This is a genomic window from Cohnella rhizoplanae (genome assembly GCF_948329515.1).
GTDB classification, from domain to species: domain Bacteria; phylum Bacillota; class Bacilli; order Paenibacillales; family Paenibacillaceae; genus Cohnella; species Cohnella rhizoplanae.
The window spans coordinates 237,671-260,404 of sequence record NZ_CAOJCN010000002.1; the positions used below are offsets into that span (position 1 = coordinate 237,671).

Here is a 22,734-nt window from a genome sequence, read left to right on the forward strand (position 1 = left end):
GGCGGTTTTCTCCGCGGCTTGGATTAAGCGCTTAATCTTAATAGGGCGATAGGAGGACTTATGCATATGGAAACGATCCGACTGACGACGGCGCAGGCGCTGCTCCGATTCCTGGACGCGCAGTACATCAGCGAGGACGGCGCGGAGACGAAGTTCGTGGCGGGCGTCATGGGCATCTTCGGCCACGGCAACGTGACGGGCATCGGGGAGGCGCTGGAGCGGAGCCCCGGCAGCCTGACCTACGTGCAGGGCAAGAACGAGCAGGGCATGGCCCATGCCGCGGCCGCGTACGCCAAGCAGAAAAACCGCAAGCAAATCTACGCCTGCACCTCCTCGATCGGGCCGGGCGCGCTGAACATGGTGACGGCGGCGGGCACCGCGACCGTCAACCGGATCCCGCTGCTGCTCCTGCCGGGCGACAACTTCGCGACCCGCCAGCCCGATCCGGTGCTGCAGCAGATCGAGGCGCCCGGCGACTACACCTTGTCCGCTACCGATTGCTTCAAGCCGGTCAGCCGCTACTGGGACCGGATCGTCCGGCCGGAGCAGCTGATGAGCGCGGCGCTGAACGCCATGCGCGTGCTGACCGATCCGGCCGAGACCGGCACCGTGACGCTCGCGCTGCCGCAGGACGTGCAGGCCGAGGCCTACGATTACCCGGCCTCCTTCTTCGCGAAGCGCGTTCACTACCGGGATCGTCCCCTGCCCGCCCCCGAGGCCGTAGAGCGCGCCGTGCGCCTCGCGGCCGCGGCGAAGCGCCCGCTGATCGTGGCCGGCGGAGGCGTCCGCTATTCGGGCGCGTCCGAGGCGCTCGCGGCGTTCGCCGAGGCCTTCGGCATCCCGGTCGCCGAGACGCAGGCGGGACGCGGGGCGCTGCCGTGGAGCCACCCGCTGAACGTGGGCGGCATCGGCGTGACCGGCGGGCTCGCCGCGAACCGGCTGGCCAAGGCGGCCGACCTCGTCATCGGCATCGGTACGCGTTATTCCGACTTCACGACGGCCTCCAAGTCGGTCTTCGCCCGCGAGGACGCGGCTTTCCTCAACATTAACGTGAACGGCATGGATGCGGCCAAGCTGGAGGGCGCGGCATGGGTCGGCGACGCCAAGGCGGCGCTCGAGACGCTGCGGGAGCGGCTGGATGCGCTCGGCTACCGCACGGCGTACGGCGAGGACGAGATCGCGGACATCCGCGCGCTGTGGAATGCCGAGGTCGACCGGCTGTACGCGCTGGAGCGCGAGGACGGCCTGACGCAGACGCGCGCGCTCGGCGTCGTTAACGAAGCGCTCGGGGACGAAGCGGTCATCGTATGCGCCGCGGGCAGCCTGCCGGGGGACCTGCAGCGGCTGTGGCGGACCGGCACGCCGGACGGCTACCATCTCGAGTACGGCTTCTCGTGCATGGGCTACGAGGTCAGCGGCGCCTTCGGCGCTGCGCTGGCCGCGCCGGACCGCGAGGTGTACGCGTTCGTCGGCGACGGCAGCTATCTGATGCTGCACTCGGAGCTGGTCACCAGCCTCCAGGAGGGACGCAAGTTTACAATTCTGCTGTTCGATAACCACGGCTTCCAATGCATCCACAATCTGCAGCGCGGCCACGGCAGCGACGGCTTCGGCAACGAATTCCGCTACCGCGACGCTTCCTCCTCGCGCTATACGGGCGCGTATATGCCGATCGACTTCGCGGCGCACGCCCGCAGTCTGGGGGCGGCCGCCTACAAGGCCGACTCGGCCGACACGCTGCGCGAGGCGCTGCTGCGGGCCCGGGAGGAGAAGGTCACGACGCTGGTCGAGATCTCCGTGCTGCCCGGCACCAACACCGACGGCTACGAGTCGTGGTGGAACGTGGGCGTCCCGGAAGTATCCGAGGGCGAGCGGGTGCTGGCGGCCCACGCGGCCATGAAGCAGAAGATCGGCGAGGCCAAACCTTATTAGGAGGGGACTTTCATTGAGCGACTTTCCGTGGAAAATGGGCATTCATCCGATCAACTGGGTCGGCGAGGACGTGAGGGAGCACGGCGACGATACGACCTGCGAGCAGATTCTGGACGATATCGCGGCGCTGGGGCTCGGCGGCACCGAGATGGGCCGCAAGTTCCCGGAGGACCCCGAGCGGCTGCGCGAGATGCTGGGCGCGCGGAGCATCCGGCTCGTCTCCCGGTGGAAGTCGGTGCTGCTGAGCGATCCGGCCTACCGCGAGCGGGAGCTGGCGGATTACCGGAAGCACGCCGAGTTCCTGCGGGACATGGGCAGCACGGTGATCAGCACCTGCGAGGTCGGCGGCTCGCTGCACTTCGATCCGCGGCGCACGCCGAACGAGCGCGAGGTGCTGCGGCTGGACGAGGACGGCTGGCGCCATCTGGCCGAAGGGCTGAACGAGGCCGGGCGGATCGCGCGCGGACTCGGTCTCAAGCTGACTTATCACCACCACGGCGGCACCGCGATCGAGTCCGCGGAGGAGATCGACAGGCTGATGGACATGACCGATCCCGAGTCCGTATACCTGCTCTACGATACGGGGCATGCGCTGTACGGCGGGGCGGATCCGCTCGCGCTGCTGCGCAAGCACTACGACCGCATCGCCTACATTCATCTGAAGGACGTGCGGCTCGGCGAGCTGGAGAAGGCGCGCGCGGAAGGCGTGGACTTCGTCACCTGCATCCGCAGGGGCGTGTTCACCGTGCCGGGCGACGGCGGCATCGACTTCGGTCCGATCGTACGGGAGCTGCGGACGCGCGGATACGACGGCTGGGCGATGCTCGAGGGCGAGCAGGATCCCGCGGCGCATCCGGCGCGCGAATACGCGGAGCGCGCGCTCGTTTATCTGAAGTCGCTGATCGAGGCGCAGGAGAAGGAGGAACGGGGATGAGCATGGAACCGATGGGCCAAAACGCAACTACGGGCGTACCGTCTGGCGGCCTGAAGCTACCGGAGGGGCGCGACTTCGATCTCGTCGCCCTCGGGCGCCTGTGCATCGATCTCAACGCGAACGAGATCAACCGCCCGATGGAAGAGACGCTTACCTTCACCAAGTACGTCGGCGGCTCCCCGGCGAACATCGCGATCGGCGCGAGCCGGCTGGGACTGCGGACCGCCTTCATCGGCAAGCTCGCCGACGACCAGATGGGCCGCTTCATCGAAGGCTATCTGCGTCGGGACGGCATCGATACGCGGGGCGTGTCGACCGACCGTACGGGCGCGGTGACGGGACTCGCCTTTACCGAGATCAAGAGCCCGTCCGACTGCAGCATCCTGATGTACCGGGACAACGTCGCGGACCTGCTGCTCTCCCCGTCCGAGGTCAGCGAGGAGCTGATCGCGCGCAGCCGGCTGCTGCTCCTGTCCGGCACGGCGCTCGCCGCCAGTCCGTCCCGCGAGGCGGCGCTGCTCGCGCTCACTTATGCGCGCAGGCACGGCACCGCCGTCGCCTTCGACATCGATTACCGCCCTTATACTTGGAAGTCCCCCGAGGAGACGGCCGTCTACTACAATCTGGCCGCCGAGAAAAGCGACGTCATCGTCGGCACGCGCGAGGAATTCGACAGCATGGAGCGCTTCGAGCATAATCCGGACCGCAGCGACGCGTTCACGGCGTCCAAGTGGTTCGGTCACGCGGCCGGCATCGTGATCGTCAAGCACGGCAAGGCCGGCTCCGTCGCGTACACCCGGGACGGCGGGGAGCACCGGGCCGTCTCGTATCCGGCCAAGGTCGTCAAGACGTTCGGCGCCGGAGATTCTTATGCGGCGGGCTTCCTGTACGGGCTGCTGTCCGGCTGGGCGGTCGACCGCAGCATGTCGTTCGGCAGCGCCGCGGCGAGCATCGTCGTCTCGAGTCACAGCTGCTCCGACGCGATGCCGACGGTGCGGCAGGTCGAGGATTACATCGCCAGCTGCGAGCGCGGAGAGATCGTACCGAATTGACCGGCAATCTACCAGACACGGAGGAGAGGAATCACACATGGCAAATACGTTGAAAAACTGGATCGCGGGCGAATGGGTCGAAGCCCTCGGCGAAGGAACCGAAGCGGTCGTCAATCCCGCGAACGGAGAGGTGCTGGCCCACGTCCCGCTGTCCTCGCGGGAGGACGTCGACCGCGCGGTCCGCGCGGCGGAGGCCGCCTTCCAGGAGTGGAGCCGGACGCCCGTGCCCAAGCGCGCGCGCATCCTGTTCAAGTATCAGCAGCTGCTGGTCGAGCACTGGGAGGAGCTCGCCCGGCTCGTGACGCTCGAGAACGGCAAGAGCTACGCAGAGGCGCACGGCGAGGTGCTGCGCGGCATCGAGTGCGTCGAGTTCGCGGCGGGCGCCCCGTCCCTCATGATGGGCAAGCAGCTGCCCGATATCGCGACGAATCTCGAATCGGGCATGTACCGGTATCCGATCGGCGTCGTCGGCGGGATCACGCCGTTCAACTTCCCGATGATGGTACCCTGCTGGATGTTCCCGCTGGCCATCGCCTGCGGCAACGCATTCGTGCTCAAGCCGTCGGAGCGCACGCCGCTGCTGGCGAACCGACTCGCGGAGCTGTTCAGCGAAGCCGGCTTGCCTGCCGGCGTCCTTAATCTCGTGCACGGCGCGCGCGACGTGGTGAACGGCATCCTGGAGCATCCCGGCATTCGCGCGATCTCCTTCGTGGGCTCGCAGCCGGTGGCCGAGTACGTCTACAAGACCGGCGCCGCGCACGGCAAGCGCGTGCAGGCGCTCGCGGGCGCCAAGAACCACTCGATCGTCCTGCCCGACGCGGACCTGGACCTCGCGGTCAAGGAGATCGTGAGCGCGGCGTTCGGCTCCGCAGGCGAGCGCTGCATGGCCTGCGCCGTCGTCGTCGCGGTCGGCGGCATCGGCGACGAGCTCGTGCGGCGGCTGCGCGAGGCGGCCGATCGTCTCACGATCGGCGACGGCTCGCAGCCGGGCGTATTCCTCGGGCCGGTCATCCGCGACTCCCACAAGGCGCGGACGGTCGGGTATATCGAGGCCGGCGAGCGCGAGGGCGCGGAGCTGGTGCGGGACGGCCGCCTGGACGAGGCGGCTGGCGGCGAAGGGTACTTCGTCGGACCGACGATCTTCGACCGGGTGGGCACGGACATGGCGATCTGGCGGGACGAGATCTTCGCGCCGGTGCTGTCCGTCATGCGGGCGGACACGCTGGAGGAGGCGATCGGCATCGCCAACGCGTCGGAGTTGGCGAACGGCGCCTGCCTGTTCACGTCGAACGGCTCGAGCGTCCGTCAGTTCCGCGAGACGATCGACGCGGGCATGCTGGGCGTCAATCTGGGCGTGCCGGCGCCGATGGCGTTTTTCCCCTTCTCCGGCTTCAAGAAGTCGTTCTACGGCGATCTGCACGCCAACGGCGGCGACGGCGTCGAGTTCTACACCCGCAAGAAGATGGTCACGGCGCGGTGGTAATCCATTCCCTCTGACGAAAGGCGATGCGGCATGAGAAAAATCAACATCGGCATCATCGGCATGGGCCGGATCGGCCGTATACATGCGGACAATCTGCTCCGCGATCCGCAGGCGGCCCTGGTGGCGATCAGCGATCCGTACGCGGGCGACGAGCTCCGCGAATGGGCGTCGGCCCGGGGGATCGCGATGGCGGACGGCGACGCCCTTCTGGACGATCCCGCGATCGACGCGGTATTCATCTGTTCCTCCACCGACACGCACGTCCCGCTGATCAAGCGGGTGGCGGAGCGCGGCAAGCATATATTCTGCGAGAAGCCCGTCAGCATGGACCTGTCCGCCACGGAGGAGGCCCTCGAAGCCGTCCGCCGCGCGGGCGTCCAGCTGCAGGTCGGCTTCAACCGCAGGTTCGACCACAACTTCAAGCGCGTGCGCGAGCATGTGCTGGCAGGAGCTGTCGGGGAGCCGGAGATGATCCGGATTACCTCCCGGGACCCTTCGCCGCCGCCGGCCGACTATATTAAGGTGTCGGGCGGCATCTACATGGACATGATGATCCACGACTTCGACATGGCGCGATATCTGTCGGGCCGCGAGGTCGAGGAAGTATTCGCGCAGGGCGCCGTACTCGTGGACCCGGTATTCGCGAAGCACGGCGACGTCGACACGGCGATCGTCACGATGCGCTTCGCGGGGGGCGCGCTTGGCGTCATCGACTGCAGCCGGCGGGCGGCGTACGGCTACGACCAGCGCGCGGAGGTGTTCGGGTCCGGGGGGAGCGCGGTGGCTTCCAACGATTTTCCGAATACCGCGGTGCTGACGACGGGAGAGGGCGTGCGGAGCGACAAGCCGCTGCACTTTTTCCTCGAGCGCTACAACGGCGCCTATATCGACGAGACCCGGCAGTTCGTCGCCTGCCTGCTGGCCGGGACGCCTGTGCCGGTGAGCGGCGAAGACGCTTACCGGGCCGAGCGGATCGCGCTGGCGGCGAAGCTGTCGAGCCGATACAATCGCAGCGTGAAGCTGTCCGACCTGGACAGCCTTCGGGAAGGGATGTGAACGGGATGTCCGAATTAATCGTGCGTCCAGCCGCCTCTCCGGACGCGGACGGCCGCCTGCTGTCGGTAACTCCGGCATCGGCGGGCTGGAGCTACGTCGGCTTCGAGGCGTACCGGCTGGAGCCGGGGGCGGCGCTGAGCCGGGAGACGGAGGATAAGGAGTACTGCCTGGTCCTGCTGTCGGGCCGGGCGAGCGTCGCCACGGCGGACGGAGAATGGACGGACATCGGCGGGCGAATGGACGTATTCGAAGGTACGCCGCCGTATTCCGTGTACGTGCCCGCGGGCAACCGCTTTGCGGTCGAGGCGCTCACGCCGCTCGAGCTGGCCCTGTGCGCGGCACCAGGCCGGGAAGGGCGCGCCTCGCGGCTGATCGCGCCGTCCGACGTCGGCGCGGAGGTGCGGGGGAGCGGCGTCACGCAGCGGTATATTCACAATATATTGCCCGAGTCCGAGCCGGCCGACAGCCTCCTCGTGGTCGAGGTGTTCACGCCCCAAGGCCATTGGTCCAGCTATCCGCCGCACAAGCACGACCGCGACGCGCTGCCGGACGAATCGCTGCTCGAGGAGACCTATTACTACCGCGTCAAGCCGGAGCAAGGCTTCGCCGTGCAGCGCGTCTACACGGACGACCGCTCGCTCGACGAGACGCTCGCCGTGGGAGACGGCCAGGCGGTGCTGGTGCCTAAAGGCTATCATCCGGTGTCTGCGCCGCCGGGCTACGAGGTGTACTACCTCAACGTCATGGCCGGCCCCGAGCGCGTGTGGCGGTTCTATAACGATCCCGACCATGCCTGGATCGTGAAGAAGGCATGAGCGAACGGAGACGGCTGGTCATTTTCCTGGACAGCGGGGATACGATCGTGGACGAATCGACCGAGGTTCGGGACGCGGACGGGATCGTCGTCAGCGCCGACCTGATTCCCGGGGCGGACGTCATGGTGAAGACGCTGCGCGAGCGGGGCTTCACGCTGGCGCTCGTCGCGGACGGCGACGCCCAGTCGTTCAAGAACGTGTACAGACAGCACGGGCTGTACGACGATTTCGACGCGATGATCTATTCGGAGAACATCAAGGCGCTCAAGCCGAGCGCCCGCATGTTCAAGGCAGCGCTAGGCGCGCTCGAGCTCCGGGAGGACGACTGCGGCCGCGTCGCGATGGTCGGCAACAATCTGAGCCGGGACATCAAGGGCGCCAACGCGCTCGGCATCGCAAGCGTGCACATCGGGTGGACGCCCCGCTATCCGCGCGTCCCGACCGACGAGAGCGAACGGCCGGACTATACGATCGGAGAGCCGCTGGAGCTGGTAGAGCTCGCGGAAAAGCTGGACGCGCGCCTGACCGCGGGGCTCGCTGCGCGACCGGGCGAGTCGACGGACGCGGGCTTGCCGATGCAGCCCGAGGCCGCTTCGCCCGAGCGGCCGGAACTAGCGCTGTCGGAGCAGCCGCTGCCGCCGGTGGACGGGAATCCGGCGGACATGGCTTGGCAGACGCTCGCGGCGCGCTACGCGCCGATTTTGCTGCTGGACCGGCGCGAGCCGTTCCGGCCGATCCGGGCCGGCATCACCGTGTTCCGCGAGGACGGGCGATCGCCCTCGTTCGACCGGCAGATCCGGCTGGATGCGGGCAAGCATGCCTGCGTCATCGAATATACGATCTATTGGGATTACGATATTCAGCATCTGTACGATCTGGAGCATGTGTGGATCTACGTGGGCCATGGCGGAGAGGTCGTCTCCTGCGAGGCGAGCTTCCACGGCAGATGGCTGGTCGGGCTCACACGGGATCGCGGCAATCTGGAAGGCGGCTCGCGCGCGCGGCTGTACGTGCAGCCGGGCAAGCACGCGATGTCGCCGAGCGAGGAAGCGCTGCATCTGCTCCCGGACCTCGCGTCCTGCTGCATGGAGGATGCCGGGACGGGCGGCCTGCTGGAGCCGGCCATGTTCGCCGGCGAGTTCAGGGCGGGGGCGTCCGCCGACGCGGACGCGGACGCGGAGCGACATCTGCGAGGCTTCGGCTTCCGGCCGAGCTTCGACTATTTCCCTTGGGCATGGCCGGCGGACGCGTTCGTCCTCTGGGACGCGCTGCGCGAGGAGATTCCCATTCGGATGCGGAGCCTCGTCGCGAGAATCGGCAAGTGAGCGGTCTAAGCGGACTGGAGCAAAAAGTCGGTTCAGAAGGAACCCGGGAATAAGAACAGCGACCGCTCAAGGACGAGGAAGCCGTCCTTGAGCGGTCGCTGTTCTTATCAAAAGGAATCGGATAGTAAAAAACGTGATAATAGGAAACACTTCGCCCAGGAATTTTCCCTACAGCCAAGTGCGTCACGACGTCTCCGCCGTCGGTCGCTAAATATTGTAAATGCGATTCGTTGCAACATAATATCGCAGAATACGTCGATTAAGGTGCAGCACATTTCATGGAGCGGTCGCGAGCCGCTTCACTACGAGGAGGAAATTTTTATGAATTTATATACATCTGCGAAGAAAACGGCGGTTGCAACGGTCACGGCGGGAATGCTGGCCTTATCCGTTGCCGGAGGCATCCCTACCTACGCAGCAGCTGCGGCTGCCGCTCCTGCCGCTGCTCCCGTGGACGCGCATATGAAGGCTTTCCAGACGCTGATGAGCTTCTACAAGCCGGCTCTCCAAGGTCAGTTCCCGAATTTCCATAGCTTCACGATCGGCTCGACCACGCATGATACGGTCATCAAAGCGATCGGCGAAGCCGAATCGCCGGCCAAAGATGCCGATGGGTTCGATGTGTATCATGCTGAAATGGGTCATCCCGGTTATGCGATCAATTACAAGCTGGGTAAAATACGCGAAATGCGCTACTTCGGCACGAACGTCGAGCGTGAGACGAACCTTGGCGGCATATCCGCTCGCATGCTGTTCCAGCACTGGGGCACACCGAACGAGTCCGTCTTGATTAAAGCAGGCAAAACCGTTCAAAAGAAAGTCACTTATGTCCGGGGCAAATACCAGTTGGAGTTCATTTTTAATAACAAAAGCGGCTTGGACCTAGATCATATTAACCTCGTAAAGAAAAACGATTAAATAAGTATTGAATCCAATAAGCGACCCTCGCCGGGTCGCTTATTTATTGGCGTTCAGTAGGCGTTCGATGATCATTCATCATCGAAGAAGCGCAACCCCACAAGGCCGGCGGGCCGCATGGAGTTGCGCTTTATTTAATCTATCAGGGGACGGTCACACCCGCAGCAGATCCGCGAATCCGTCCGGCGTGAGCAGGTTGCCTACGTAGAACGAGCCGAATTCGCCGTAGCGCGCGCTGACCTCGTCGAATCTCATCTCGTAGACGAGCTTCTTGAACTGAAGCGCCTCGTCGGCGAACAGCGTGACGCCCCACTCCCAGTCGTCGAATCCGATCGAGCCGGTGATGATCTGCTTGACCTTGCCCGCGTAGTTGCGGCCGATCATGCCGTGGCTGCGCATCAGCGTCTTGCGCTCGTCCATCGAGAGCGAATACCAGTTGTCGCCGAGCAGGCGGCGCTTGTTCATCGGATAGAAGCAGATATGCTTGGACTGGGGCAGGATCGGCTTGAGGCGCGCGGCGACCTCCGGGATCTGCATCGGATCGGAGCCCGCGGGGGCGAGGTAGCTGCTCAGCTCCACGATGCTCACGTACGAATATTCGGGCTTCGCGAACTTGGCGAAGGCCGAGCGGTTGAACGCGTTCTCGACGGCGTTCAGCTCCTCCAGCGTCTCGCGCAGGTGCATGAACATGAAGTCGGCCTTCTGGCCGACCACCGCGTAGACGGCGAGACTGCCTTCCTTGCGTTCCTCGGTCGCCCGCCAGTCCGCGATCAGGCTCAGCAGCTCCTGCCGAGCCGTCTCCCGTTCCTCGGGGGTCGCGGCCTTCCAGGCTGTCCAATCGATCGTGCGGAAGTCGTGCAGCGCGTACCAGCCGTCCAGCGTTTGTGCGGCTTCACTCATTGGGTTCAACTCTCCTTCTCGTCGTGCCTTGTCCGACATGGCTTTTTACATTTTAGCCTATATTCGTTCCCTCGGGCAAACGACGCCGCATCCGCGCGTTGACTGCCGTCAAACCGATCTTGTAAACTAATAGAGCACACATACGACCGGGAGGCTTAAAGCGAATAATGAGAGAGATTCTGCAAGAGATTCTCGGCACGCTGCTGTTCTTCGTCCTGTTCTTCGGCATCGGCTTCATCCTGAACATGCTGATCAAGACGACCTGGCTGCCGACTTGGATATATGTGATCGTCGTGCTGCCGCTGGGCGTGTGGCACTTCTGGAATCCGGAGCTCAGCGTGCTCGCGTTCATCGGCGTATTCACGCTGCCGTTCCTCGCGGGCATCGGCGGCGCCCTGACGAGCGGTTGGGCGATCCGCGCGCTGCGGCGCGGCGGCTACAAGATGTTCTGATCGGGGATAAAGGGAACCGCGCGCGGGATCGGGGAAACGAGGGACGAGCCATGAGAATCGACAGCCTGGAAATTAAACGCGTCTCCAAGTTCGCGGCCATAGGCGTGCTGAATACCGGCATCGACATCGCCCTGTTCGCGGCGCTCGTCTACGCCTTGAGCTGGCCGTCTCTGCCGGCCCAGTGCGTCTCCTATTTCCTCGCCTTCCTCAACAGCTATTGGTGGAACCGGCGCTGGACGTTCGGCATGCGGGAGCGCGGCAGCGCCCGGGAGCTGCTCAAGTTCGGGGCCGTCAACGCCCTGTCCTTCCTGTGCGCGACCGGCGTGCTGCTCGGCGCGGAGAGAGGGCTGGATCTGTCGCCGATCGTCGCGAAGCTCGTGTCCGTCGCCGCGTCGCTCGCCGTCAACTACGCCGGGAGCAAGCTGTGGGTGTTCAGGCAGGCGGAGCTCGGGCGGGAAAATTAAAGGGACAAGACGAAAAATCCGACGGAGCGCCAGTGGCGTTCGCGCCGGATTTTTTTGGTTATGCGCGTCGTTCGACGACGATGAAGCAGGTACTGTCCGGCAGGGGGGCCGCGCGGCCTTCTTCGTCGAACACCGCGACCTTGTCCGCGAGCGCCTCCGTATAGCCTTCCTGAAGGTAGTGGCGCAGCGCGACGATCTCTGCTTTTTCGCCCAACGCGTCCCGGATGAACCGTTCGTACTCGCTTGGCGTAAAGTAGCCGAACTGCTCCTGCACCTCATGCACGTAGGCTTCCTCGCCCCACGTATACGTATATAGAAACTCCATGGCGTCGTTGACGGGCAGGACGACCTCATGGTCGCTTAGCCGTTCGTAGACGATCTTGCGTCCGGCGAAGTCCCGGCTGTACCGTTCCAGCCACGGCAGCCCGTCCGGCTGCAGGAAGCGGATCACGCGCCGCGCGTCGGGCTCGGTCATGATGCCGTCTCGGATGATGATGCGCCCGCCGGGCGCGAGCACGTCGAACGCGCTTCGGAGCGCCGCGGCCACCGTGTCCCGGTTGAAGCGCGTGCCGTTATAAGGGATGTAGGAATACAGCTCGTGCAGAATCGACGAGAAGATGACGGTGTCCACGCTGCCGGGCTCCACGTAGTCCTTGAGCGCCAGCGCATCCCCCTGGAGCACCTCCCAGCCGCGGGCTTCCGCGTGCTTCTTGCGAGTCAGGGCTTCGATGACGCTCTGCGAAATGTCGATGCCGACGGCCTTGACATGCGGCAGCCGCTCCTCCAGCAGGTCCAGCAGCACGCCGCCGCCGGGCCCGATGTCCAGCGCCTTTTCCCCGACGACGTAGTCCAGAATAACCTTTTTATAATCAGCCGTGCTGTTCATGTCCGCCAGGTAGGTCTCCTCGTTGTGGAAACGGTCGTAGGCGTCGCGCCGCAGCCCGAACAGGTCGAACAGCAGGAGCACCGCCTTCTCGTAGAGCGACGACTTCTCGGCCTCGACGCAAAAATCGATCAGCTTGTCCGCGGCCGCCGAGAACTCGAACTCGAAAAACAGCGTGTCCGGCAGACCTTCCTTGCGGACGAGGCGGTGGCGGAGATGCGGATTGTCGTGCCGGACGTCGCCCGCCAGGATGCGGTCCCAGTCCAGCTCGCCCAGATACTTTTCGATGATTCGCTTCTTGTAGACGTTGATTTTTTTGCTGCCCTTGTAGTCGTAGTACATCGCGTTCATGACGTTCTCGAAGCTGACGTGCTTGACGTCCGGCAGCGAGGCGTCGCGGGCGACGATCGCGAATACCTTGAGGAATTGCTCCAGCGAGAAGTCCTCCAGCGCGGACTCGACGTACCAGAACGTCTTGGGCGCGAGCGGCCGCAGCGCCGCCAGCAGACCGTGACGCGCATCGAGGGCGTCGAGTCCGCCCGCGAAGTCCTCGCCCCGGCGGATCGACTGGGTCCGCAGCCGGCGCAGGCGCTCGCGGAGCGGGAGCGGCGCGTCGCCCGCCGGGTTGCCCGCGGCGATCCTGCGGACGACCGGCGCGACCAGGGGCTCGACCTCCGCCCAGAGCGCCGGGGATACCGCCGCGATGATGCAGTAGTTCAGCGCGGTCAGCAGGCGCTCCCGCTCCTCTATGGAGTCGAGCGACCGCTCCAGCGCGCGCGCCAGCGGATCGTGATCCTGGGGCGGGACTTCGCCGCGGAGCTCCTGCCCGACGAGGCCGTGCGTCTCCACGAGCGCGCGGACGAGCTGCGAGCGCTCGCTCGCCGGCCCGCCGGCTGTCCGGTATCGCTCGTACAGCTGGGCGGAGCCGATATTGTGCACGCGGAAGTTGATGCCCTGCGCCTGCCAGCCGAGCCGCTCGCGGTAGGTGCCGCCCTTGGCCGTCTCGCACCAGACCAGCGTCTCCTCGGCCAGCTCCTTGATCCAGTAGGAGACCGGCAGCGCGTCCAGCAGCCGCAGGCTCCGCTCCACGTAGTCGAGCACCGGATTGGACAATGCCATCTCGCGGAGCGACGCGAACCGTTCGAGATTGACGACGGGCGCCTCCGCGGAGGCCAGCAGCTTCAGCCACGGAGGCGCTGCGGACAGCGCCTCCTCGGCGGAGGGGGTATGGCGGTAGCGTTCGATGGCCTCTAGTGACTTCAGCATGGATATCCCTCCTGCATCGTGATTCGGCGTTTGAGTCCGGTAGGTACTATATGGGCATAGGCGATATGCGCAGTCGCTTAGAGATAGCGCGCCAGCATTTCGTTGAAGCGCTCGAGGAAGTCCTGATCGTCCTCGGAGAATCGGTCCGGCAGCGGACTGTCGATGTCGAGCACGCCGATCAGCGCGCCTGCGCCATCGTAGAGCGGTACGACGATCTCCGATCGAGACGCCGCGTCGCAGGCGATATGCCCGGGGAACGCATGCACGTCCGGCACGCGCAGCGTCTCGCGCCGCTCGGCGGACGTGCCGCATACGCCCTTGCCCAGCGGGATGCGTACGCAGGCAGGTTGGCCCTGGAACGGGCCGAGCACGAGCCCGCCGCTCTCCGCGTCTATCAGGTAGAAGCCGACCCAGTTGATGTCCGCCAGGTAGCCGCCGAGCAGCGCGGACGCGTTGGCCAGATTGGCGATGCGGTAGGGCTCGTCTTCGATTAAGTGCTTCAGCTGCGTCAGCAGCAGGTTTTCGTTTTCCGCTCTCGTGCCGGCGTACGCTTGCGGGTTGAAGGTCATCTTCGGATCATCCTTTCTGAATCCGATTATATCGGATCGCGGCGGCGTTAACCAATGGCCGAGATGAGAGGGCGGAGGTGGAAGGATGAGCGTCGAATCCTGTTTTTCTTTCGCGAATCGTCCCTTTCTCTCATATAATTGAGAGACGCCATATGTTAAAATAAGAGAGTAAATTAGGTAGAAAGTAGCTATTTATATAGGAAGTAGGTAGTATATTTTGAGAACTTGGCTCCGGAAGCCGCGGCGCGGCTGGAGAGGCGGGGAAGACGGCTTCTCGCTGCTCGAGGTATTGGCGGCGATCGTGATCCTGTCGGTCGTCTCCTTGGCGATGACGGCGTTTTTCATACAGGCGATGACCTATGCGAAGGGAAATCAGAACAAGACCGTGGCGGTGAATCTGGCGCGCTACGGATTGTTTTTTATGGAAAAGGTGAACTACCAGACCTACAAAACCTACTTTGCGAGTCAGCCGACGCTGTCGCCCGAAGGATGCGAGAAGCTGAACATCGTGACCTGCGGCGCCGACGGCGCCAAGGCCGAGCTGTTCAACAAGACGCCGAACATGTGGGAAGCGCTGAACCCGACGGTGAACGGCCGGCAATATCGCATAGCGGTCGAATTCCAGGACGATTTCTGGGAGACGAACAAGGACAAAGCGAATTTAGCCGATTATTTATTGCCGATCAAGGTCAGCGCTTGGGACATCTCGAGAGGGCCGGACGACGCGCGCGGCTCGGCGGAAGTGGAGGGCTACATCACCGATGAGAAAATACGCTAAGCGCCTCCTCCACGAGGAACGGGGACTCACGCTCGTCGAGCTGATCGCGACGGTCTCCGTATTCTCCATCGTCATGCTCGCCATCTATGGGATCATCCACTTCGGACTCGGCACGTACCATCGCATCACGATCGAGAACTCGCTGCGCGACGAAGGCGACCTGCTCATGTCGTCCGTCATTACGGAGCTGTACGACTTTGCGCCGGAGAGCGTGTCTCAGTCGATTGACGGTCTGAAACTCAGCAAAAAGGCCGCAGAGATCGGGGGCAACGAGGATTACATCGAGCTTAAGGATCGCGCCATGTATATTAGCGGGGACAAGCTAGAGATCCGCTCCGACGTGCTGGATTCCTCTTCGATCGCCGTGACCTGCACGGCAAGCGACGAGGCCAGCGCCTGCACGGCCGGTCTGATCGAGATCAATCTCGAGCTGAGCCAGACGTACGACGGGCGCGATCAGCGCCTGAAGCTGCAGAGCCGGTTCGGATTCTAGGAGAAAGGGGGATATCATGCGAATTCGCTTGCAAGAGGAAAGGGGCTCCGCGCTGCTCCTCGTCGTCTTCATGATCCTGCTGTTCACGATGCTCGGCTTCGCGATTATGGGCGCCATGCTGGGCGGCGCACAGCGCTCGGAGACACGGGAGAAGGACGTCCAAGGCCTGCACCTGGCGGAAATGGCGCTGAACGAGGCGGCGTCCGAAGTGTTGGACTATCTGGAGGACGAGCGCAACCAGGACATCTCCATCGATGAGCTTAGAGGTAAGCTAGACGAGATCGAGGGCAAGCTGACCGAGCTGAAGGGCAAGACGACGAGCGGCGACGTCGGCCAATCCGCGATCGGCAGCATTCACTCCATCAGCGTGGATAAGGAAGGCAAGGTTAAAAACCAGTTCAATATCAGCTCCAAGGAATATACCATTACGATCGAAGCCGAAGCGGTCGTGGACGGCGTCAAGCGGATGCTGGCGCAGGATATCGTCCTCGATTCGTATCCCGATTTTCTCAAGTACGCCATGGGCTCTGAGGGCAACGTTTACCTGAACGGGGCCTCTTATATTAGAGGGAACCTGTATGCCGGCAAAAAGCTGTGGGTGAAAAACGAAGCGGATTACCGTTACCATCTGGCTGCAACCGTGCCGGATCTGAATGAACCCACGGTATTTCCACGCATAGGCGGCTCGGTCTATGTTCAGCCTGGCACGCTAGGCAACGGGGCGAGCATTCAGGCGTGCGAGCAGCGGCCCTGCCAAGGCCGATATGACGATGTGGATCCGGACAAGCCAGGCGGCGGCGACAAGGTTGAAAAGTACTTCGGCATAACGGCCGACGACATTAAATTAAAGGATCAGAACAAATTCGTCACCGTGAACGTCAAGGAGTCCTTCTACGACAAGGTAGCCGAGGCAGCCGGGATCAGCCGGTCGCTGCTATCGGTCTCGGGTGGCATGACGCCTGAGGCGATCGTCGAGCAGGCGCGCACGATAAGCTCCGCTTCGTTTCTGGCGTTGGACGAACCGACCGCGCCTGCCGCGGACGCGACGCCGGACGAGAAGGCCGCATACAACGACCAGAAAAACAAGATCATCTCTTCCTTGAATGGAACGTTGGCCAATTCGGTCATCTACCGGATGGAGAATGGAAGCCGAGCTTCCCTAATGATCGACGGCGCGCCTTATGCCTCCTTGGCGTATACCGAGGACGCCAAAAACGACCTCGATATGATCGGCGAGCTCCGCAAGACGAACTGGTTCATCGTGGAAGGAGACCTGACGATCGACGCGTCGCGCACGGGCAGTCCGATCGACGTGCGGGGCAATATCCTCGTCACCGGCGACCTGCGGATCAAGGGGAACGTGCGGATGGACGCGACCGTGATCGCGCTTGGCAGCGCCACGATCGAGGATGCCACGATCTCCGGATTGAATGGCAAGGAGCTCGTACTGATCTCCGAAGGCGATCTCCTTATCAACCGGGTGGATCCGTTCAATACGATATCCAACGCATACCCTGGCGTCGCTAGCGCGCAGGATCCCGGCGTGCTCGAAGCGTTTCTCTATACGGATAAGAAAGCCACGTTGTACGGCGTCGGATCGGCGTTCTGGATCAAAGGCGGACTGTTCGCCAAGGACGATATCACGATTAACGCGGTGCTCGGCAATACGAGCGCGTCCGGCAACTCGCTCAGCTTCGATCCGGTGATGAATGCCAACGAGGATGCGGATCGCGGCTTCTCGCGGTTCATCGTCGAGTACAACAGCGACGTGTACGTCGATCAGAAGATCGGCCTGCCGCGCGTACAGCAGATTAATCTGACGGTCGGGCCCAAGCGCTTTGCCGACTGACCCGACGTCTATATGCAGTAAAAGCGCCCGATCCGTCAATGGATCGGGCGCTTTTACTCTACCTTTGATTAATAACGGTCGTCGAAACTAGAGGCGGGCGGCGTAGGATTCACCACGCGGATCTCGACCTGCGTCGAGATGGGCTCGCTGCCGTCCGTGGGCGTGTAGGTGATCGTGAGCTTCTCGCTCCCGGCGGCGGATCCGGTGGACAGCGTACCGTCGCCTGCCGTCTTGCCGATCGATCCGGAGAGCGTCACCGCGTCTCCGGGAGCGTCGGTCCAGGATAGCCCTGATTTGACTTTGGGGATCAGGATCGCCGGCAAGATCGATAACTGTCCCTTATCGCCCGAGAAAATACTGTAGCCGTTCGTGTCCGTATCCAGCGTAATCGTACGGACGATATTGAGATCGATGATATCGACCGTAAAAATACGGGGCTCGGACTTGACGCCGGTATCCGGATCGCTGTAGCTCACCTGGACATGGGCCACGCCCGGCTTGGTAGCTGTCACTTGTCCCGCTGGGGTTAGCGTCGAACCGTTGTCCGCGATCGACCACTGCAGTCCTTCCTTGACCCACGCCGGCTGATCGTTCAGATAGGTCGCGAGATCCTGGATCCCCTTGTCAGGTACTTCCGCGTTGTACTTGGGCAGGGTGAGATTCATATCCTCGCCGAGGTAGACCTTCAATACCGTAACGATGGTGACGGCTTCGATCGGAAGCGTGCCGTCGGCCGGCACGGATACGGTCACCTTCTCCGGTCCCGGATTCGGGTTCCGCCCCGTCGCCAAGCCGCTCGCGCTCAGGTCCAGGCTAGGATTGCCGCTCTCGTCCTTCCAGATCAACCGGTCGATCACCGATTGACGAAGCTCCGCGGGCTGGATATCCAGCAGCGCGAGCATATCCTTGGTCGAGTCCACGCCCATCTTGGGGCTGGCGGTGAACGCCAGCTTCACGACCTGCACGGTCATCGTGGCTGTGAACTCCTGGTTCAGCGCGTTACGATAACGCACCGTGACAGCCTCGATGCCCGGCGCATCCGCCCGGATCACGCCGCCGTCTCCCGTCAGGCTGACCGTGCCGTTGCCGTCGGTCTCCGACCAGACGAGCGCGGGCTCGATCAGTGGCTTCGCGGCGTCGGGCTGTATGGCGAGTTTGCCGTAGAGGTCGAACGTATCGCCGGGCGCCAGCGTGACCGTAGCGCCCGAGAGGCTAATCTGCTCGACGCGGACCTCGATCGTCCGTGTGATCGGCTGCCCGTCGGTCGGGCGATAAGTAACGGTCAGCGTCTCGGTGCCTCCGCGATTGGCCGTGTATTCCTTCGTTTGCGAATTGTAGGTCAGCGTGTCCGAGGCCGGATCGTCCGTCCAGGCAAGCCCGCTCTGAATTTCCGCGATGAGCGCGCTTGGCTGGATCGACAGCAGGTCGGCAGGGTTGAACGTCATCCCTGCGCCGATCGTGAAGCTCGCCGGCGCTCCAAGGTCGACCACCTTGACCATGATCGTCTTGACGGCAGCCACGGGATCGCCGGGCTGATAGCGATAGGTCGCCGTTACGTTCTCGATACCGGCGTTCGGCGCCGACAGCGTGCCTGTGGAGCCTACCGAAGCGTAATTAGACGCGGTATCGTCCCTCCACGCCAGCTTACCCAGAATCTCGCTGCCGAGCGCGGCCGGTTCGGGATGGATTAGAGCACGGAGATCCACGCCCGTCTTACCTTTCTCAACGGTAATATGGTCTTGACCGGGCAGACTGACGACCGTCACGCGCGCGGCAGCCTCCACATAATCCGACTTCGGATTTTTCCGGTACTTGGCCCTGATCGTCGTCGTGCCGGTACGCTGGCCGATGGCGATCGAGCCGCCTTCGGAAAATTGTAAGATCTCCGGATTATCGCTGGTCCACACCGTATAGGCTTGAAGATCGTTTCTCTTTTCGGCGGGCGATACGGTGAGGTATTGCGACCAGAGATTCTGTTTGTACTCCTCGCCGACGCCGATATGGATCGTCTCCGGCAGCTTAAGCTCGATCGGCTGCAGCACGGTGACGGTCACCACTTTTTCGTACGTTTTGGACTTGGAGGTTACGGCGACGACCTTGATCTCCACCGACCCCCGGTTCACGCCTGTCAGCGTCTTTTTCAGTTCATTCGTTCCGTTGCCGAGGTCCGCCGCGTCGTTCCGCGAAGAAGCGATCGTCCAGTTCAAGCTCGTCAGCTCCTCGTTGGCGAGCACGAGCTTGGCTTCGAGATTGATCGTATCGTCCACGTTGACGGTCGCCGGTCCGACGATATTGATCCCCGGCACGACGACCGTCACGTTGGCTACGGCGACGAGTCCGCTGCCGTCGGTCGCCTTCGCCATGACGCGGGCGACGCCTTCTGCTTTGCCTTCGATGATGCCTTGACCATTGACCGTAACCAGGTCCGGACGGTCGGACGTCCATTCGAGCGTCTTGTTCGTCGTATCTTCCGGCCCGATGACCGGGGTGAGGATGGAGGTGTCTCCTTTGGCGATGGTTGCGTCCTTCAGGCTCAAGCTCGTCATTTTCGTCACCGCTTGGATCGCATAAGGCTGGAACTGCAAGGCGCGCTCGATGTCCTTGGTGACGGTGGACCCGTTGACGTAGAAGTCCGTGAAGGTCAGGTTCGAATCCTGAACGATATAGTTGCCGTTCGCTCTGGGCGTGACCTTGACCTCGAAGCTCACCGGGTCGGCCACGAATTGATTGCCCGAGCGCCTGTAAGGGATATCCGGCAGTCCGCCTTTCAGCCGGTAGCCCGCTGCGAGCGTGCCGGTAATCGTCGGCTGCTGGACGAGCGACGATACGTCGCCGGGCAGGAGCTCGAGATTCGCGGGCAGCTTTTCGTCCAGTTTAAAGTTTTTGATGACCAGGTCGGCAGGATCGATCCCGTTCTGATAGGGGATGCTTTTCGGCGTAATTTTGTAAGTCATCGTATATGGCACGTTTTTCTCGATCTGGTTGTTCACGACATGGGCGGAGAGCGTGCGGTTCAAGTCGACGTTCGCGGTGACCTTCACGACTTTTGTCGTGATTTCCTGCCGGACCGTAGCGCCGCTCTTGTCCTTGGCTGATATCGTGACGATCAGATCGCCGCCTTCGGGCAGCGGATTGTCGTAAGACTCGGTGATGATGACGCCCGTTTCCTTTTCCGTATAGGCCTTGACCTCTCTCTCGGTCCACGCATCGGCAGGGAGTCTGCGATATTTAAAAGTAACCGACGTAGACAGCCTGCGGTCGATGACGTCGTAATCCTGCGGCGTGTAGCTAAGCAGCACCTTGTTGTAGGACGGTATGATCTTCCCCGTCGCGGCCGTGTTCGTAGGCGAGTCGACGGTCAGCGTCGGCGCGTGGTTGGACCCGATGAACGCCCGATACATCGTATTGACGAACAGCCGCTGCTCCCAATCGGGGAAGCTGGTATTCGTATGGCCCGTCCCCGAATAGGTAACGTTGCCGTACGAATAGGTGTAATAGTGATTCCAGCTGTCGTCGTCGTCGCGCGTGCCCCCGGTGATGTTGTACCAAGGGATCAGCTTGGGATCCTCCAGCTTGAGACCGAAGTACTGGTCGTGCGTCGTGTTGACCTTGGTGATGACGCTGCTGATGTTGAACGGAAAGCGCGTCAGCAGGCCTTCGTTAACCTTTTTGGTCGTCGTAGACGTCTGAGGCGCATTAAGTCCCATGTTCGTCATCGGGCTGAGCTGGCCCGTCGACGTCTGGAAGTAGCTGATCCAGTTCGAACTGCCCTGGAAGACGGTGTCGTGCGTGAACATGACGCTCTGGCCGGTGGCGATGAACGCGTTGACTGCATTGGCCGCCGTCTGGCTGATCGGCGCGTTGCTGTTGTAGGAGTCGACGAATCCGAAAATGAGCATGTCATAATGGCCGTTCAGGCTCAGATAGCCGGTATCGTTGAAGGTGGAGATCGGCATCGTCTTGATCGTGATCGCGTAGTCTGGCGTCGTCAGGTAGGACTGCTTCATGTTGCTTTCCTTGAGCAGGCTGCTGGCATCGCCGCTCGAAGGCAGGACCTGCAGCACGTTGATCTTGGTCAGCTCGTCCCGGAACCGGAGCACGCCGCTCTGTATGTCCTTCATATGCGTCCCTTGGTCGACAATCTCAAGCTTCCAATAGTGCACGCCCGAATAGCCCTTGGGGAGGCGGAAAGTCAGCGTATTGCCGTTCACGGCCGTCACCGACTGCGAGGCGATCAGGTTGTTGGAGTCGAACTTGAGTACGCTGTCGATGCCGATATACAAGTTGGCGACCAGGCTGCGCTGCGAGATATTGGGGATATTCGCGACGTTAAACGTATACGTGAGCGTATCGCCGGCGACATAAATCTTGTCCTGATTGTCCGTATAGTCGATCGGCTTGCCGGTCAGCACGAGACGGGGGCGCTCGGCGGCACGGGAGATGAGGTTCGTCTTCGTCAGAAAAGCGTTCGTCGTCATGTCCGAGGGACCGACGAAGATGACGTTGCTCTTCCTGGAGGCGGGGACGAATGGATAAGCGGACGAAGTGAGGGAGACGGCATAGTCGTCCAACGCGTCCTTGAGGATGCCCGCCTTGTTCTGATAGAGCGCGCCGATGCCTGCGTTCGCGCCGGTCGCCTGGCTGTAGACGACGACCGGCAGTCCGCGGTCGATATAGTAGTCTTTGATCTCGTTCATTTTTAAGTTCGTGATGTCGTTCATGATGCTTTTCGTATCGTGGTTCTGTCCCGAGGTCGAGACGAGCGTGGCGTTATAGGCGCCTTTGCCGATGTAGATCGCGTCGTAACGGCCGTCGAGCTCGTCCCGCTGCGCGACGAACTGCTTCATGCGCACCGAGTCGATCTTGACGATCGGGTTGGCGTTCGCGCCTAGCAGCGGGAGCAGCTCGGAGGTGCCGTCGTCCGTGATCTCGAGCACGCGAATCTCCGGATTGGGGCCGGACTGAGGCGTCACGTCGGTAATGATCAGCTTCTGGGAGACCGTATTGTAGCTGTCGCTGCTAGCCTGAATCGTGTTGTTGCCGGTTGCGCTCCAGTACTTGCCGCTCGCCAGGGACATTAGCGCGACCGTGCCGTTGCCGGCGTCCGTCTTATTGAACGTCTCGGTGATCCGGACCGCCGTCGCGCTTGCCGTCAGGTCCGACGTCCCGCTCGCGCTGACGAGCATGCCGTTGCTCTGGGCGCGGAAAGACACGGAACCGTCGCCCCAGTCCGTCATGACGAATACGGCCGGGGTTCCGTTGCCGACCATGAGCTTATTATTGTTGCTGTTCAGCGTGACGTTCGATCCGTTCGTCGTTCCCTTCAGCGTGACCAGCTTGTACGACGAGGCGCTGGCTTGCTGCGTATCCACGCCGTTGGCGGGTACCAATCCGATGGCCAGCGTTAACGCAAGTAACAGGCTGAGCGCTCTCCGAATCCGCGACATTTATTTTCCCCCTAGCAGTATATAAATGACCTATAAGAGATAAAAGACATATTTAGTAGAATGAAGACGTAATTAGGTTAAGAGACCTAGATCTTTCCGAATCGATTTTACCATATCT

Annotated in this window: 17 protein-coding genes; 13 read left to right on the forward strand and 4 right to left on the reverse strand. The window is 62.5% G+C overall.

Translation table 11 applies throughout. The features are described 5' to 3' along the window. Positions 1 to 66 precede the first annotated feature (66 nt). The 8 genes from iolD (at position 67) to PQG80_RS05375 (ending at position 9,515) form a co-directional block, all read left to right on the forward strand. Positions 67 to 1,932: a 3D-(3,5/4)-trihydroxycyclohexane-1,2-dione acylhydrolase (decyclizing) gene (gene iolD, locus PQG80_RS05340; RefSeq protein ID WP_271750182.1), complete on the forward strand. Its 1,866-nt coding sequence runs from the start codon at positions 67 to 69 to the stop codon at positions 1,930 to 1,932. Between the two features lie 34 nt (positions 1,933 to 1,966). Next, on the forward strand, positions 1,967 to 2,866 hold the full coding sequence (gene iolE / locus PQG80_RS05345; RefSeq protein ID WP_432432721.1) for a myo-inosose-2 dehydratase: 900 nt from the start codon (positions 1,967 to 1,969) through the stop codon (positions 2,864 to 2,866). An 11-nt stretch (positions 2,867 to 2,877) separates the two neighbouring features. Further along, positions 2,878 to 3,918, forward strand: a complete 1,041-nt coding sequence (gene iolC, locus PQG80_RS05350; RefSeq protein WP_432432722.1) for a 5-dehydro-2-deoxygluconokinase — start codon at positions 2,878 to 2,880, stop codon at positions 3,916 to 3,918. Between the two features lie 37 nt (positions 3,919 to 3,955). After that, positions 3,956 to 5,401, forward strand: a complete 1,446-nt coding sequence (locus tag PQG80_RS05355; protein WP_271750184.1) for a CoA-acylating methylmalonate-semialdehyde dehydrogenase — start codon at positions 3,956 to 3,958, stop codon at positions 5,399 to 5,401. Positions 5,402 to 5,431: 30 nt separating this feature from the next. Beyond that, positions 5,432 to 6,457 (forward strand): inositol 2-dehydrogenase, encoded by a 1,026-nt coding sequence (gene iolG / locus PQG80_RS05360; RefSeq protein ID WP_271750185.1) that lies wholly within the window; start codon positions 5,432 to 5,434, stop codon positions 6,455 to 6,457. Positions 6,458 to 6,462: 5 nt separating this feature from the next. Beyond that, complete coding sequence (gene iolB, locus PQG80_RS05365) at positions 6,463 to 7,272, forward strand: 5-deoxy-glucuronate isomerase (RefSeq protein WP_271750186.1); 810 nt, start codon at positions 6,463 to 6,465, stop codon at positions 7,270 to 7,272. Then, positions 7,269 to 8,597: an HAD family hydrolase gene (locus tag PQG80_RS05370; protein WP_271750187.1), complete on the forward strand. Its 1,329-nt coding sequence runs from the start codon at positions 7,269 to 7,271 to the stop codon at positions 8,595 to 8,597. The genes iolB and PQG80_RS05370 overlap by 4 nt, the downstream gene beginning before the upstream one ends. 321 nt (positions 8,598 to 8,918) lie before the next feature. Then, the gene (locus tag PQG80_RS05375; RefSeq protein ID WP_271750188.1) at positions 8,919 to 9,515 is read left to right on the forward strand and encodes a YjgB family protein; all 597 of its coding nucleotides are present in this window, start codon (positions 8,919 to 8,921) and stop codon (positions 9,513 to 9,515) included. Between the two features lie 153 nt (positions 9,516 to 9,668). On the opposite strand, the gene hemQ is transcribed toward PQG80_RS05375, so the two are convergent. Further along, positions 9,669 to 10,415 carry a hydrogen peroxide-dependent heme synthase gene (gene hemQ / locus PQG80_RS05380; RefSeq protein WP_271750189.1) on the reverse strand — a complete coding sequence of 249 codons (747 nt, stop codon included), beginning with the start codon at positions 10,413 to 10,415 and terminating at the stop codon, positions 9,669 to 9,671. 167 nt (positions 10,416 to 10,582) lie between these two features. Here hemQ and PQG80_RS05385 point away from each other — a divergent pair, with 167 nt between their 5' ends. Both PQG80_RS05385 and PQG80_RS05390 read left to right on the forward strand, forming a co-directional pair. Continuing rightward, positions 10,583 to 10,867 (forward strand): YuiB family protein, encoded by a 285-nt coding sequence (locus tag PQG80_RS05385; RefSeq protein ID WP_217597602.1) that lies wholly within the window; start codon positions 10,583 to 10,585, stop codon positions 10,865 to 10,867. Positions 10,868 to 10,917: 50 nt separating this feature from the next. Further along, on the forward strand, positions 10,918 to 11,331 hold the full coding sequence (locus PQG80_RS05390) for a GtrA family protein (RefSeq protein WP_271750190.1): 414 nt from the start codon (positions 10,918 to 10,920) through the stop codon (positions 11,329 to 11,331). A gap of 58 nt (positions 11,332 to 11,389) precedes the next feature. Here PQG80_RS05390 and PQG80_RS05395 read toward each other — a convergent pair whose 3' ends face one another. Continuing rightward, a complete protein-coding gene (locus PQG80_RS05395) occupies positions 11,390 to 13,480 on the reverse strand; it encodes a class I SAM-dependent methyltransferase (RefSeq protein WP_271750191.1) in 2,091 nt (696 codons plus the stop codon). 77 nt (positions 13,481 to 13,557) lie between these two features. After that, positions 13,558 to 14,049 (reverse strand): GAF domain-containing protein, encoded by a 492-nt coding sequence (locus PQG80_RS05400; protein ID WP_271750192.1) that lies wholly within the window; start codon positions 14,047 to 14,049, stop codon positions 13,558 to 13,560. 217 nt (positions 14,050 to 14,266) lie between these two features. Between PQG80_RS05400 and PQG80_RS05405 the strand changes: the two genes are divergently transcribed. The 3 genes from PQG80_RS05405 to PQG80_RS05415 are packed head-to-tail and all read left to right on the forward strand — an operon-like array spanning position 14,267 to position 17,169. Continuing rightward, positions 14,267 to 14,827 (forward strand): type IV pilus modification PilV family protein, encoded by a 561-nt coding sequence (locus PQG80_RS05405; RefSeq protein ID WP_271750193.1) that lies wholly within the window; start codon positions 14,267 to 14,269, stop codon positions 14,825 to 14,827. Beyond that, positions 14,811 to 15,320: a prepilin-type N-terminal cleavage/methylation domain-containing protein gene (locus PQG80_RS05410; protein WP_271750194.1), complete on the forward strand. Its 510-nt coding sequence runs from the start codon at positions 14,811 to 14,813 to the stop codon at positions 15,318 to 15,320. The genes PQG80_RS05405 and PQG80_RS05410 overlap by 17 nt, the downstream gene beginning before the upstream one ends. Before the next feature lie 16 nt (positions 15,321 to 15,336). Beyond that, positions 15,337 to 17,169 (forward strand): hypothetical protein, encoded by a 1,833-nt coding sequence (locus tag PQG80_RS05415; RefSeq protein ID WP_271750195.1) that lies wholly within the window; start codon positions 15,337 to 15,339, stop codon positions 17,167 to 17,169. 68 nt (positions 17,170 to 17,237) lie between these two features. Here PQG80_RS05415 and PQG80_RS05420 read toward each other — a convergent pair whose 3' ends face one another. After that, positions 17,238 to 22,616, reverse strand: coding sequence for an Ig-like domain-containing protein (locus PQG80_RS05420; protein ID WP_271750196.1), 5,379 nt, complete (start codon positions 22,614 to 22,616; stop codon positions 17,238 to 17,240). Between the last annotated feature and the right edge of the window lie 118 nt (positions 22,617 to 22,734).